Below are 13,814 nucleotides of genomic sequence, written 5' to 3'. Positions count from 1 at the left end.
GCTGTCATTCAAACTACAAAACACCAACGACCGCAAATAGCACACACAGACGATCAACGCTATGAGCGAAAAACGAGCGATAACGCCGCACCAATGGCGGCGTTCCCACCGCTCGATTAGCAAGGCACTGATGAGAATAGCGCCATAATCTAATCATAAATCAATAATTTTTGATTTAATTGTCAGCTTGATTAGATTACCCCCTTTATTTTAATCATATTTGATGCTATTTTGATTAGAATGAAGCAAGGGTAACACGATGAGTGTAAAATATAACTGGCAGCATCCCAACTGGCCCAAATTTACCTATAAGTCTGATGGATTACATAAAGTCATCGCACAATACAGGCATATTTCCTCTCATCTTCAAGGACAGGTTGCACAGCTTAACCAACATAATAAGTCTGAAGCTTACATTTATCTGATGGTGGAAGAGGCCATCAACACCAGTGAAATTGAAGGTGAAAACCTTAATCGTGAAGAGGTACGTTCCTCTGTTGCCCGTTATTTAGACTTAGATCTTTCGCAGCCAAAAGGTCTCTTCCATAAAGAGAATGGTATCGCGGCTTTGCTGGTTGATGTCCGGAATAAATTCCTCCATGACTTATCTAAAGCCATGATTTGTGACTGGCATAAACTACTCTTTGCCGGTCAAGAAAGACAATATGCGAAACGAAACGTCAAGGTTGGAGAGTATCGCACAGGGCCGGTAGATATTGTGTCGGGTCACGGCGATTACCAAGAGGTTATTTTTGAAGGCCCGCCAGCTGCGACCGTAGAGGCTGAAATGCCAGCCTTTATTGCCTGGTACAATGCCACCTCGCCATTAAATATAAAGAATGATGGCGATTACATGCCGGGCCCTGTGCGCTCTGCTATTGCCCATATGTGGTTTACTTCCATACACCCTTTTGGGGATGGCAATGGGCGTATTGCGCGCGCTATCTCTGAACATGCGCTTTTTCAGGATTTTGACATCCCGCCATTATTTAGCATATCGACAGCTATTAATGAAAACCGTGATGATTACTACCAAATGCTGGCTGAAAGCTCTCGACTAAACCCATCAGTAGATTTAACAAATTGGGTGAAATGGTTCGCTGAAACGACCCGGCAAGCGCAAGTCGACTCAAAAAATAAGATTGATTTCATCCTGAAAAAATCGATTTTTTGGGACCATCATAAAGAGACCGAACTGAATAAACGCCAGCATAAGATCGTGAGTAAATTTTTCGAATTTGGTGAAAATGGCTTAATCAAAAATGGTATTAATTCTGAACGCTATCAAAATATGACCGGCTGCTCTTCAGCCACCGCTACCCGTGATCTGAGGGATATGGTAGGCAAAGGCGTTCTGGAAACCTCTACTTCGGGTGGTCGCAGTATGCGTTATTATCTAAAGCTTATTGAGTCCCAACCCGTATTTGCAGTGCTTCCCAAAAGCAACGACAAGAAAATGCTTGAAATCAGCTTAAGTAAGCTTGCAGATGATATTAAGAGAAACATTGATTTTTTCAAAGGGCCAAATGCCAAGCTCAACAAACTGGTTAATAAGTACAAAGAGTTTTCTGATGGCGACGATCTTCACCTGAAGAGATTGGATCAGCTCTTGTCGCAATTAGATAATGGTGGCGATAGGCAAAATGAGTAGATAACGTTATTTGTTCACTTGACCAGGCCGATTCTCATGTTGTTCCATCTACGCACATGAAAATGGCTAATCTCATGTGCGGCGTTTTTGGGGTAAAAAATCACCTTCCAGAACTCGAGCCGAAATCCACCCCAAAAATGAATCCAGGTAGATGTGCTTCGCGCACATGAAAATGGCCGATCTCATGTGCGGAGTTTTTAGGGTGAAAAATCACCGTCCAGAATACAGCCGAAATCCGCCTCAAAAATTAATCCGGGTAGATTTCCTTCGCGCACATGAAAAAGGCCGATCTCATGTGCGGAGTTTTTGGGGTAAAAAATCACCTTCCAGAATTAGAGCCTCAAAATCCACCCGAAAATTAATCCAGGTAGATGTGCTTCGCGCACATGAAAAAGGCCGAACTCATGTGCGCAGTTTTTGGGGTAAAAAATCACGCTCCAGAATTAGAGCCTCAAAATCCACCCGAAAATTAATCCGGGTAGATTTCCTTCGCGCACATGCATGAAAAAGGCCGAACTCCGTCATGTGCGCAGTTTTTGGGGCATAAAATCACGCTCCAGAATTAGAGCCTCAAACCCACCCGAACATTAATCCGGGTAGATTTCCTTCGCGCACATGAAAAAGGCCGATCTCATGTGCGGAGTTTTTAGGGTGAAAAATCACCCTCCAAAATTAGGGCCTTAAATTCACCTAAAAATGAAACCGGGTAGATGTGCATCGCGCACATGAAAAGGGCCGATCTCATGTGCGGAGTTTTTAGGGTAAAAAATCACCTTCCAGAATCAGGGCGAAAATCACGCCCAAAATTTTCATGGATTAACTGGCTCAAATCTAATCTGACAGACATCCTGAAAATCGGGTCACTGTCAGAGCAAGTCTGAGCTAGTACAATTTAAAGCCACAAAATAATTGGAAACTTACATTACTCGATGCAATGCCGTACCCCGGCCTGCTGCGTCAAAAAGTCACTCCACCACTGCATCAGGTCGCGACGGCGCTCCAGGTAATGAGCTCGGTTGTAGGCGCTGCGTACCTGGTTCGGATCACTGTGTGCCAAAGCTGTTTCAATCACATCGTGATCAAATCCGCGATCATTGAGCACTGTGCTGGCCAGGGCGCGTAAACCATGCGCGACTAACCGTCCCCGGAAGCCATTCCGTTTTAGCGTGTTATTGACAGCCTCTTTGTTCGCATGCTCATGAATTGACGCCAAAGACGGAAAAATATAGCGGCTAGACCCTGAAACCGCCTGCATTTTTTGCAATAGTGTCAACATTTGCCTGGAAAGCGGTACCGCATGAGTACGCGCCATTTTCATTTTGTGCGCAGGGATCTGCCAAATTTTTTGCTGCCAATTGATCTCGCTCCAACAGGCAGTTGCCGCCTCACCTGGCCGGACCATGGTATGCAGCTGCCACTCAAACAGGCCTCGAATAAACAAATGAATATGGTCCTGACGCATGGTTGTGAGCAATTCTGGCAGCTCAGAAACATCGATGGTTCGCATATGCAGAGTACGCGGGGATAAAAACGCTGCTTTAATGCCTGCCAAACGATTGTGCTCAATAATCCCGACGTTAACACACCAAACCATTAATTCATTTAACCGCTGGCAAAGCCTGGAAAGCGTCTCGAGTTTTTTTAGCGCCTCTAACGGGCGCAACGCAGCAATGACCATCGGAGCGGTAAGTTTATGCACCGGTGTATCACCGAGTGACGGAAACAGATGCTGCTCGAACATCCGCTGCAAATTAAAGCCATATTTTTCTGAAATGGCCGGAAGCTTTACCCTAAACCAGTCCCGAGCAACCGTCTCAAGCGTCTGCTCGCGCAGCTCTTGTTGCTGTTGCCGCTGCTCCTTTTGAAACTCGATTGGATCAATCCCTTGCGCCAAAAGTTGCTCTTGTTCCAAACGCAGCTGTCGGGCATCTGCCAAGCCTACCGCTGGGTAAGTGCCCAATTTTAGGTTTTGCCGTTTTTTCCGCAAAGGATGGACATAGTTGAAATACCAGGTTCGAGTACCGGATGGCAAAATGCGCAATTGTAGGCCGTCTCCGTCATACAAGGTATAGCTGACTTCTTTAGGCTTGCTCTTTCTGATCAAGGTGTCGGAAAGGGGTTGAATGTGTCTAGCCATTAGCTTCCTCCTGCTTAAAAAGCCAGAGTAGCGCCCAAAATCTGCATGCTGAAATAATGAAACAACTGCATAAAAGTTTGCAGAAATACACGACCAACCAAACCCACACCGGACATTCACGCACAAATGCGCATCGAAATGTGGACAATTTAGGGTGCAAAAAAAGGGTTCTGCCCGGACGGATACCGTCATAGCACGATGGTTTGACCAAACGAAACAAGCCGGATCCGAGAACGGAATGGTGCCTGAAATGGCGTTCAAGCAAATGACGTAAGTACTTTGATAATGTTGAGTTTTTCACTGTTTTAGTAACACCGATTTTGATGGCGGCATCTCGTGTTACCATTCGTGTTACTAAAATCCGAAGATTTAGTCGCATCATGGTGGACAACCGAAGTAGCCGCAGGCCAAAAAAAGTGATTTACTACAGTGATTTAAATGCTTTCCAGGATAAACTCGGAACACTTTAGACGTCTAGATGGCTGCCCCAGCAGGAATCGAACCTGCAACTGCCCCTTAGGAGGGGGCCGTTATATCCATTTAACTATAGGGCAACAGCGCTGGATTCTACCAGAAAATGACTAGCAACCAAAAGCCTTGATTTATGGGCGGATTTGATTGAGTACCAGGTGAGGAATAAATGCACTGGCACTGCTGCTGATAGTCTGAGCATCCAGCTGAACGACCCGGGCCTGAACTTCCATCCCACGCTCTGTCGTGATGAGGGTACCCGTAAGCACAGCATCCATCTGTAGCTGTCTGGCCAGCAAGCGGGTATCGCGCGATAAGGCAAAATCGCCCTGGGCTCCAACCCATAACTGGCTGGTCAGCTTGTGCTCTACCACCAGAATGCCATGCTGTGGTAAGGCTGTACGCAACAGCTCGGCCAGTTGATTGCCCAGTGGCGTACTCTGCGTGAGACTTTCATCCAGCTCCACAAAGCTGCTTATGACTATCCGCTGTGCTTTGATGGCATCGCTTTGCGCCAACTGATAGGCCAATTGGTCTACATAGTGCTGCAAACGTTTCTGACTTTGGGGCAAATAAGGCAACCATGCTGCATCGGACGCATGATTTGAGGAGGCAACAGGTTGACGATACCAGCTTGCTGGCTCAGGCAGTTTGGCCGGATCATGTTCCATGTGCTGACAGTGATCATCACGACAGAACGAGAGCTGACTGCACCCACTCAGCAGTATCGGGCTCAATAATAGCATGGTAAGCAGTAACAGTCGGTGCATTAATCAGCGCCTTGTTTTAATAACACCCGGTGATGACGCTCGGAAGGCTGCAAACCGGCAATCACTGGCTGTGGGATAAAGCCTTGCGCAGCAGCCAGTACCCGCTTGGAGTCGATGCCTACCAGGCGGGCATTGACCATCACACCGGACTGATGACGCACCAGGGTTCCCGCCAGCACGTACTCGATGGGTTGCTCTTCGCGCAGTTCCAGAAAGTCCCGGCTAAAGACAAAATCGCCTTGCGGTGTTACCCGGATGAAGTCGGTGGTTTTAAAATCGATTTGATGCAAACCAAACTGATGCACTTCGTGGATAAAGCTTTCCGCCAATTGATTACCGAGCAGATCACTTTCATCATAAGGGCCATCCAGGTAGACAAAGCTGGTGACAGCAAAAACGGAATTGGCGATTTTGGGGTCCATCACAGCCATTAAGTCGTGCATCATGCCCTGGACATAGTGATTGAGCGACATACGCTGCTCACCCTGATACCGTTGCTGCAAGCGTGCCTCGGCGCGCCGGTTGCTGCTGTAGTTCGCTTGCTGTGCAGTCAGGCTCTGATAGTAACTGGTATCTGGTTCCGCTGCGGCTGGTGGTGGTGTTGCCCTTAAAGTGCGCTCCCGGTAATCCTGCCACTTCTGCTGCGACGCACAGCCACTGAGCAGCAATAAAGCGACCAGCCCGATAACACCCTGCAGGGTTATGCCGCCGTGCCTGATACTGCTGCCTATAATCTTGCTACGCCTACGATTGCTCAGCATGGTGCCCCCTGCTTTCGAGTTAATGAGATGACCGGTAGATCCTTTGTTGGCGCAGCTGCACCTGCTCGGCAGATCCCAACACAGCGGTTGGGATTTGATCGGCGGCAGCAGCCACTACCCGGTTTGTCTCTGTATCGACCAGCCGTGCATTAACTATAGTAAAATCTTCGTGTTGCGACAGGGTACCTGCAATCACATAACGCACCGACTGCTCCGCTGCCAGCTCGGACAATTGCCGGGTAAGCAAACTATCGTGCTGCGCATGCAACTGCAAGGCATTGCCGGCACGAAACTCAGTGACCTGATAGCCTAACTGGCTGGCCACTGTCAGCATGCTTTCCTGCAGCTGCAACCCCAGGTGGCGCATGCGCACATTGGTGTGATCCGGCTGCAAGGTTGCGCTGTCGGTGAAAGTAACCGCTGTCATGCTGCCATGCGGTAAGGGCGGCAAGCCGGTCAGCAGTTGATCGGCCAGTCGTTCGGTATAGAACAACACAGGATCAAGGCGTGGTTTTGCCTCTGGTGCGGCAGCTTGTTGCCTTACCGCTGTCTGGCTGCAGGCGCTCAACACCAGCACAATCATCAGGAGTAGCCCGTTTTTCACAATAACGCCTCAGCTTTTAACCACAGATAGCAGCGCTCATTCAAAATCGGTGCCAACACCACAACATCACACTGAAAACGGATACTGGATAGCCGGGTGGCACTGATAACCTTCCACCGCAAAATCATCCAGCGTGACCCAGGTTTCCAGATCTTGCAACGACTGGATCTTCGGGTTGATGGTAAGTTTGGGCGACGGGAAAGGCTGCCTTTTTAGCTGCACATCTCGCATCAGCGGCAATTGGTCTTCATAAATATGCGCATTGACGATTTTGTGGTAGGCCACACCCGGTTTTAAGCCACAAATTTGCGCCATCAGTGCCAAAAAGGTAAAGACCTGGACCTGATTGAAGTTCAGCCCCAAGGGCACATCGCAGGAACGCTGATAACTGGTCAGGTACAGCGTATCGCCCAGCAACGAAAAGTTGTGGGTGTGCATGCAAGGTCGCAGGCAGCCACGGTCAAACTCTCCGGGGTTGTAGAAGGTGATGATTTCACCACGATCATCCTTGCCCTGGCGTAAATCATCCACTACTTTTTTCAGCTGATCGATCACCTGCCCTTCCGGTCCGGCCCAGGCACGGCCCTGTACGCCATACACCCGTCCCATATCATCCAAGCCTTTGCGATGCGGGTTAGCCAGCCAGGCAGCATTGTCATTGGCATTGGCATCCCAGGTTTTGGTACCAAGGGCTCTGAAATCAGCCGCATTGCTGTAGCCGCGAATGTAGCCCAGCAATTCAGCAATGGCTGCTTTCCAGTAGCTTTTGCGGGTGGTAATCAGTGGAAACTCGTTGTCTGCTACCTGGTATTCCAGATCAGCATTGATCACGGTCAGGCAGCGCTTGCCGGTGCGCTCATTCACCACCCAGTGGCCTTGCTCGATAATACGCTGGCAAAGTGCCAAATACTGCTTCATAAGGCCCCCTTCTTGCCTGACTTTCCAGCTGGTTTGCTCGCTGTATCCCTGCCCGGTTGACGCAGCTGGCAATAACCAATCAGTGCAAGGCCGGCCAGGATCATCGGCAGGCAGAGCCATTGCCCCATGGTCATGCCCAATGACAAGACGCCCAAATGCGCATCCGGCTCGCGGAAGAACTCGACGATAAAACGTGCCACACCATACCCTAACAGGAAAACACCGCCTAAAGTGCCTTTCGCGGGTTTAAAATGACGTACCAGCAGGATAAGGATAAACAGCAGAATGCCTTCCAAAGCAACATGGTAGAGCTGGGATGGATGGCGCGGCAACGGGCCAGCCCCCGGGAATACCATGCCCCAGGGTACCTCGGTTACCCGCCCCCATAGCTCGGCGTTGATAAAATTCCCAATACGGCCAGCGGCAAGCCCAAGCGGGATCAGGGGTGCGGCGAAATCACCCAGTGCCAGGAAATCTTTTTGGTACTTACGGGAAAACCAGGCCATCGAAGCCAGTACGCCGAGCAAGCCACCATGAAAGGACATGCCACCGGTCCAGATTTTTACCAGATACAGCGGATCGGCCAAGAAGCTGTCGAACTGATAGAACAGCACATAACCGATGCGCCCTCCCAGAATAACGCCTAAAAAGCCGTAGAACAACAAGTCACTGACTTGCTGTGACGTCCAGCCGGAACCGGGTTTGGCTGCGGCACGATTGGCCAGCCACCAGGCCAGGGCAAACGCCACCAGATACATTAAACCATACCAGTGAATGGCCAGAGGACCGATGCTGATAGCCACCGGATCGATATTTGGGAAACTAAGATAAGATTGCGACATGGGATCGTTTACGTCCTGCTTAGGCAAAAAACATGCGAACGGCGACTAGCATTAAAAAAACACCAAAGAAGCGCTTAATTTTCATCACCGGCAACTGTTGAGTCAGTCGAGCTCCAATCGGCGCAGTGAAAATGGATGTCAGGATAATCCCCAGCATCGCTGGTAAATATATAAAGCCAAGAAAGCCATCACTCAACTGGTACTGCTGCCAACCGGCGATAACATAGCCCAGAGTACCGAAAAGTGCAATCGCCACCCCGCTGGCCGCAGCGCAGCCAATGGCCCGCTTCATATCCACCGAGTAATAATTGAGCACAGGGACAAATAAAGCACCGCCCCCAATGCCCAGCAAACTGGCCAAACCGCCCAGCACACCAGAAACTCCCACTATGGCCGGATTACCTGGTAAAGTGCGTTTTCCCACCACAGAGCGGGAGCCCAGCATCCGCAGGGCAATCAAGGTAACCGCCACCGCAAAAATCCGCTGCAACACCACACCATCGACCAGATGCGCCAGATAGCCAACACACCAGGCTCCAATAGCAGAACCTAACATAATGCGACTGGCCAGTGGCCAGGGGATATTGCCCCACTTGTGGTGGGCCCGAATGGAAGATGTTGCGGTAATAACAATTGAACCAAGCGAGGTCGCGATCGCTACCAGCATGGCATGCTCAGGCGCTACGATGCCAAAGGCTGGCAACAGCATCAGCAAAACCGGCACGACGATTAGGCCACCACCAATCCCCAGTAAGCCAGCCAACAAGCCAACCACAGCCCCCATCAAGGCTGAAATAACGATGATACTTAGCAAGAAAATTTCCTTTCAAAGACACTACCCGACTAGAGATACCTCGTCGTAGCAGCTTAAGAACGTAACTGCGATGTCAGATTTTTCTGCTCTAAAAAGCCATGTACTTTACGCCGAACCACCTTTGGCGACTCGCTGTTCAGTGCATCATTCAGCACCAACTGCAGCTCCTGCACACTTACCCGACGCAATAACCATTTTATTTTGGCTAGTTGGCTGCTGTTCATACTAAAGGAATCATACCCCATCGCCGCCAGTAACAAAACACCGGCAGGCTCGCCGGCCAATTCGCCGCAGACACTGGTTGGTAATTGCAGCGCCTGCAGCTGTTGTCCCATCTGATTCAATGCCCGCAGTACTGCCGGGTGCATCGCATCGTACAAGCTGGCGACCCTGGCATTATTCCGGTCCACCGCCAATAGGTACTGGGTTAAATCATTGGTGCCAATCGAGCAAAAGTCCACCTTAGTCGCCAGCTCTTTCAGTTGGTACATAATGGAAGGCACTTCAACCATCACACCAACTTTGGGCCGCACCAGCTCAAGCCCCAGTTCATCGCCGACTTCAAAGCAAGCTTGTTTAATCAGCCGCAGTGATTCGTCCACTTCCGACAACTCGGAAATCATCGGCAACAAGATATGCAGATTATTGGACGCAATATCGGCTTTAAGCATGGCTCGGATCTGCACCAGAAAAATCTCCGGATGATCCAATGTCAAACGAATCCCCCGCCAGCCCAGAAAGGGGTTCTCTTCATTGATGGCAAAGTACGGTAAAGGTTTATCGCCGCCCACATCAAGAGTACGCATAATGACCGGCTTGCCCGGATAGGCTGACAACATGTCTCGATACAGTGCAATTTGCTCTTGCTCAGTAGGAAACTGATTACGGATAATAAAAGGAAACTCGGTGCGGTATAAACCGACGCCATCACAGACATCATTATTCACCTGCTCCGGATCAACGGCTAAACCAGCGTTGATCATTAAAGCAAACCGATGACCACACACCGACTCAGCTGGCAGCGTGACTTCAGCCTGATAATGCGCCGATAATTCGGCATCTTCACTGATGAGTTGTTGATATTCAGCGTAAATAGCTTCAGCCGGATCCAGTAGAAGATGTCCCTGATAGCCATCGACAATCACGCGCTGCCCTTGCCATTGCATCAGGGAAAGCCCCTCGACCCCCATCACCGCTGGCACACCAAGTGCTCTGGCCATAATGGCAGCATGTGAGTTGACTGAGCCACGCAACGACACAATAGCCACCAGCTGCTGACGGGGAACTTCTGCCAACATGGATGCCGTCACATTCTCGGCCACTAACACCACTTTTTCCGGCAACTTGTGATGGCGCTGTTCGGTATCGAGCAAGTGAATCAGCACGCGCTCACCTAAATCACGTATCTCGGTGGCCCGCTCTTTAAAGTAAGCATCTTCCATGTCTTCAAACTGACGGGCGAACTTTTCTACCACCCGCTTAAGGGCACTCTTTGCACACCAGCCATCGGCAATTTGCTGTTCAATCTCCTGACCCAGACTGGCAGCATCCAGCAGTTGCTGGTACACATCGAAAATCGCTAAGGCGTCGGCCGGAAGATGCTCTGCCATACGCTCTGACGAACGCTTAAACTCGGCTTTGGTGATGCGAACCGCCCGATAAAAACGCGACAGCTCTTTATCCGGTTCTTCCGAGCGCTGCAATGAAACCGCATTAAAATCGCTGGCGGGCTGCAGTACATAGGCTTCACCAATAGCGATGCCAGGAGCCCCAGGCAAACCGTTTAATTGGCTGGAACGACTTTTACTGCCAATGCCGGGACTGGCTGCCTCACGTAACTCGGCATTGGCCAAGACAGAAGCAAGCTGGGCACCCAGGGTCACCAGAAAAGACTCCTCATCCTCACTGAACACCCTCTCCGTGCCCTGCTGAATGGTCAGCACGCCCAATACTTTGCGATGGTGGATAATGGGGCAGCCTAAAAAAGCTGAAAAACGATCTTCACTGACTTCCGGCGTCACTTTAAAGCGAGGATGTTGATGAGCAGCTGCCAGATTGATTGGCTCTTCACGTTGGCCAACCCAGCCAATCAAGCCTTCTGAAAAGCCAATAGCGACTTTACCGACGGCATCAGGATTGAGGCCGTCTGTTGCCATCAGCATAAAGTGGTGTTGGTCATAATCCGCCAGATAAACCGAGCAACACTCGGTATCGAGTGCTGACTTAATATTGCTGACCAAGCCAGAAAGTGCCTGGCTCAGAACCGGCTCTTGAGCCACATCCTGAACAATGCGCCTTAACTGACTGAGCATGGCCATGGTTTATCCATCCGAAAATTACCCTTTTTGTTTTCCTGTTTTACGGGGAAACGGCAAAGCGATCGGGGCAAACTCTTTCATGACTTTACGGTATACGTCTCGTTTAAAGGCTACGACCTGACGTACCGGATACCAGTAACTGACCCAACGCCAACCATCAAATTCAGGATGGGTTGTTTTTGCCAGATCCACGTCCCCGTCGGGGCAAGTCAGCCGCAGTAAAAACCATTTCTGCTTCTGACCTATGCAAACCGGGTTGCTGTCACGCCGAATCAATCGCTTAGGCAACCGATAACGTAACCAGTGCTTGGTCACTGCCAGGATTTCAACATCCTCAGGCTTGAGACCAACTTCTTCATTCAACTCCCGGTACATGGCTTGTTCAGGTGTTTCACCCTGATCAATGCCGCCTTGCGGGTACTGCCACGAGTGTTGTCCGTAACGTCTTGCCCAAAACACCTGTCCCTGGTGGTTGCAGATCACTATGCCGACATTGGCCCGAAAACCTTCGGCATCAATCACATAAACCTCGAGCTTTTCACTACAGCTATAGCAAAGATTCTTTCACAAAGTCATCAGTACGGCAATCGGTATTTTATAAGCAGTATAACCGAGGCAGTTATCCACAAACATAAGGACATAAAGTGCTTTATGTGCACTTCTTCACAGGCCGTGTGGATAATACTGTGCAAAAACAGACTTTATCCCATGAACAACTTATCATGTCTAAACTTAAGCTATTGGTTATCACAGAAATTTTTAGTATTTTCATTTAGTTAAGGTTATACTCAGCCTATCGCAGTGAATCCTGCTTGTGCATAACACAGATCGCTGGCTTTTTACCCAACGACGAATATTCATGCATGTTATGCTGCAAGGCTGTACAAAAGACTGGTTAACTTGATGAAGACACCTCAAACCCTTGATGAGCTGATGCTGCGTTGCCGCGCACTGGCAGGGTTAACTTTGGGTCAACTGGCTGCTGAATTAGGCCATCAAGTGCCGGTCCATTTAAAGCAAGACAAAGGGTGGGCAGGCCAATTATTGGAGCAAGCGCTTGGCGCCAGTGCCGGTTCCAAAGCAGAGCCGGACTTTCCTGAGCTGGGTGTTGAGCTAAAAACATTGCCCATCGACCAGCATGGCAAGCCGCTGGAAAGCACCTATGTTTGTGTTGCTCCCCTTACTGGCATTAATCAGCAACTATGGCAAGACTCCTGGGTGTGCCAAAAGCTTAGTCTGGTGCTCTGGCTACCGCTGTTGGCAGAGCGAAGTATCCCGGTCGCAGAACGGGTGATAGGGACAGGTTTTTTATGGCAACCGGACAGCAAAGAACAACAGTTGCTGCAGCAGGATTGGGAGGAGTTAATGGAGCTGATTGCGTTGGGCGGCATTGATCAGATCAGAGGAGCTCATGGCCAGGTCCTGCAGCTGCGGCCTAAAGCTGCTAACAGTAAAGCACTCACGGCCGCTATTGGCGAAGCAGGTCAACCTATTCAAGCCTTACCCCGGGGTTTTTACCTGAAAACCAGCTTTACGCAGCAACTGCTGCGCAAAGCATTTGGTTGATAGAGATTGGCCATTTATGCAGCGCCAGAGCATGGCAGGCAGCCAAACCTATCTCGCTCTAATGATCATATTTATCAATAATTTGCTGATAAACACCACTGGCTTTGATCTCAGCAAGGCCTTGATTAAATTTCTCCACCACGGCCTCGTCGACAGACGCCCGGCTAAACATCACATACACCTGTGAGCTCTCCAAGCGGATGCCGTGTGGCTCAATGTACTGATCCAGACCTTTGCGGCGTAAAATCGAGGCTCCAACAAAACTATCTTCTAAAAAGCCATCAATTTCTTCATCAATCAGGCGGGCCATATTCATTTCACTGATAATGGCTCCAACAAATTGTGGATGGTAATCATCGTTTGTATAGAGCGCTGTTATTTCATCACCGTAAAAATATTCATTCACAATCCCCAGTTTATGGCCAGCATGAACAAATTCAGTAATGGTGTTGTAAGGAAGATTGCCTTCATAGCGCCTTACATAAAGAATAAAACGCTCTTCACGGTAGGGATCGGAAAAATGCGCAAACTGTTGCCGGTCATCGGTCATCGACGCGCCCAGCACAAAGTCGACTTCACCATTGCGTAAAGCATTCAGCAGCTCAACCCAGGTGCCCTGGCGCATGGCAACGGAACACCCCATAGTGTTAGCAATCGCATGCACAATTTCAACATCCAGCCCGGTCACCACATTGCCAACCCCTACATACTGGTAAGGCTCCCAGGCATCAAAGCCCATGGTCAGTTGACAATCCTGGGTATGTGCTTTGTGCTCGCCTACCCGATAATCGGCTGCCTGTGACGCCGCGGTATCTTCCGGCGCAACCGGTGTTGGCACCTCAGGCTCACACCCCAACAAAAACAATAAAACAACAAAAAGTCCTGGCAAGAAAGGTTTCATATCGCACCTCTGCAATTTGTGTCTCCACTTTCAAGCTTAGTGTAGATTTGAAAAATTTCCT

Annotated in this window: 12 protein-coding genes and 1 tRNA gene; 2 read left to right on the top strand and 11 right to left on the bottom strand. The window is 49.7% G+C overall.

Features of this window, described 5'->3' with window-relative positions; all coding sequences use genetic code 11:
- Positions 1-259: 259 nt before the first annotated feature.
- Positions 260-1,651: a Fic family protein gene (locus QWY20_RS01825; RefSeq protein WP_330127323.1), complete on the top strand. Its 1,392-nt coding sequence runs from the start codon at positions 260-262 to the stop codon at positions 1,649-1,651.
- 922 nt (positions 1,652-2,573) lie between these two features.
- On the opposite strand, the gene QWY20_RS01820 is transcribed toward QWY20_RS01825, so the two are convergent.
- The 10 genes from QWY20_RS01820 to rppH all read right to left on the bottom strand — a co-directional run bounded on the left by QWY20_RS01820 (position 2,574) and on the right by rppH (position 11,808).
- Positions 2,574-3,788: a tyrosine-type recombinase/integrase gene (locus QWY20_RS01820; protein WP_330127322.1), complete on the bottom strand. Its 1,215-nt coding sequence runs from the start codon at positions 3,786-3,788 to the stop codon at positions 2,574-2,576.
- 479 nt (positions 3,789-4,267) lie between these two features.
- Positions 4,268-4,342, bottom strand: a tRNA-Arg gene (locus QWY20_RS01815).
- A gap of 48 nt (positions 4,343-4,390) precedes the next feature.
- Positions 4,391-5,029: a FlgO family outer membrane protein gene (locus tag QWY20_RS01810; RefSeq protein WP_330127321.1), complete on the bottom strand. Its 639-nt coding sequence runs from the start codon at positions 5,027-5,029 to the stop codon at positions 4,391-4,393.
- A complete protein-coding gene (locus QWY20_RS01805; protein WP_330127320.1) occupies positions 5,029-5,790 on the bottom strand; it encodes a FlgO family outer membrane protein in 762 nt (253 codons plus the stop codon). Before QWY20_RS01805 ends, QWY20_RS01810 begins: the two co-directional genes overlap by 1 nt.
- A gap of 19 nt (positions 5,791-5,809) precedes the next feature.
- Complete coding sequence (locus QWY20_RS01800) at positions 5,810-6,394, bottom strand: FlgO family outer membrane protein (protein WP_330127319.1); 585 nt, start codon at positions 6,392-6,394, stop codon at positions 5,810-5,812.
- A gap of 66 nt (positions 6,395-6,460) precedes the next feature.
- Positions 6,461-7,312, bottom strand: coding sequence for a thymidylate synthase (locus QWY20_RS01795; protein ID WP_330127318.1), 852 nt, complete (start codon positions 7,310-7,312; stop codon positions 6,461-6,463).
- Entirely contained in the window at positions 7,309-8,154 is an 846-nt protein-coding gene (lgt, locus tag QWY20_RS01790) for a prolipoprotein diacylglyceryl transferase (RefSeq protein WP_330127317.1), read from the bottom strand. The genes QWY20_RS01795 and lgt overlap by 4 nt, the downstream gene beginning before the upstream one ends.
- A 19-nt stretch (positions 8,155-8,173) precedes the next feature.
- Positions 8,174-8,974 carry a sulfite exporter TauE/SafE family protein gene (locus tag QWY20_RS01785; protein ID WP_330127334.1) on the bottom strand — a complete coding sequence of 267 codons (801 nt, stop codon included), beginning with the start codon at positions 8,972-8,974 and terminating at the stop codon, positions 8,174-8,176.
- Between the two features lie 47 nt (positions 8,975-9,021).
- Positions 9,022-11,280, bottom strand: coding sequence for a phosphoenolpyruvate--protein phosphotransferase (ptsP, locus tag QWY20_RS01780; protein WP_330127333.1), 2,259 nt, complete (start codon positions 11,278-11,280; stop codon positions 9,022-9,024).
- A gap of 24 nt (positions 11,281-11,304) precedes the next feature.
- Positions 11,305-11,808, bottom strand: a complete 504-nt coding sequence (rppH, locus tag QWY20_RS01775; protein WP_091341568.1) for an RNA pyrophosphohydrolase — start codon at positions 11,806-11,808, stop codon at positions 11,305-11,307.
- 381 nt (positions 11,809-12,189) lie between these two features.
- Between rppH and mutH the strand changes: the two genes are divergently transcribed.
- Positions 12,190-12,852: a DNA mismatch repair endonuclease MutH gene (mutH, locus tag QWY20_RS01770; RefSeq protein WP_330127316.1), complete on the top strand. Its 663-nt coding sequence runs from the start codon at positions 12,190-12,192 to the stop codon at positions 12,850-12,852.
- Positions 12,853-12,910: 58 nt separating this feature from the next.
- Here the strand turns inward: mutH and QWY20_RS01765 are convergent, their stop codons facing one another.
- Positions 12,911-13,753, bottom strand: coding sequence for a substrate-binding periplasmic protein (locus QWY20_RS01765; protein WP_330127315.1), 843 nt, complete (start codon positions 13,751-13,753; stop codon positions 12,911-12,913).
- Positions 13,754-13,814: the final 61 nt, after the last annotated feature.

It is taken from the genome of Alkalimonas cellulosilytica (genome assembly GCF_036325985.1).
Classification (GTDB): domain Bacteria; phylum Pseudomonadota; class Gammaproteobacteria; order Enterobacterales; family Alteromonadaceae; genus Alkalimonas; species Alkalimonas cellulosilytica.
This window is presented reverse-complemented; position numbering and strand designations above follow the sequence as displayed.

Coding starts and splice junctions, on each gene's coding strand:
- QWY20_RS01820 (WP_330127322.1), bottom strand. CDS start 3,788: ATGGCTAGACACATTCAACCCCTTTCCGACACCTTGATCAGAAAGAGC.
- lgt (WP_330127317.1), bottom strand. CDS start 8,154: ATGTCGCAATCTTATCTTAGTTTCCCAAATATCGATCCGGTGGCTATC.
- QWY20_RS01805 (WP_330127320.1), bottom strand. CDS start 5,790: ATGCTGAGCAATCGTAGGCGTAGCAAGATTATAGGCAGCAGTATCAGG.
- QWY20_RS01825 (WP_330127323.1), top strand. CDS start 260: ATGAGTGTAAAATATAACTGGCAGCATCCCAACTGGCCCAAATTTACC.
- ptsP (WP_330127333.1), bottom strand. CDS start 11,280: ATGCTCAGTCAGTTAAGGCGCATTGTTCAGGATGTGGCTCAAGAGCCG.
- QWY20_RS01795 (WP_330127318.1), bottom strand. CDS start 7,312: ATGAAGCAGTATTTGGCACTTTGCCAGCGTATTATCGAGCAAGGCCAC.
- mutH (WP_330127316.1), top strand. CDS start 12,190: ATGAAGACACCTCAAACCCTTGATGAGCTGATGCTGCGTTGCCGCGCA.
- QWY20_RS01765 (WP_330127315.1), bottom strand. CDS start 13,753: ATGAAACCTTTCTTGCCAGGACTTTTTGTTGTTTTATTGTTTTTGTTG.
- QWY20_RS01810 (WP_330127321.1), bottom strand. CDS start 5,029: ATGCACCGACTGTTACTGCTTACCATGCTATTATTGAGCCCGATACTG.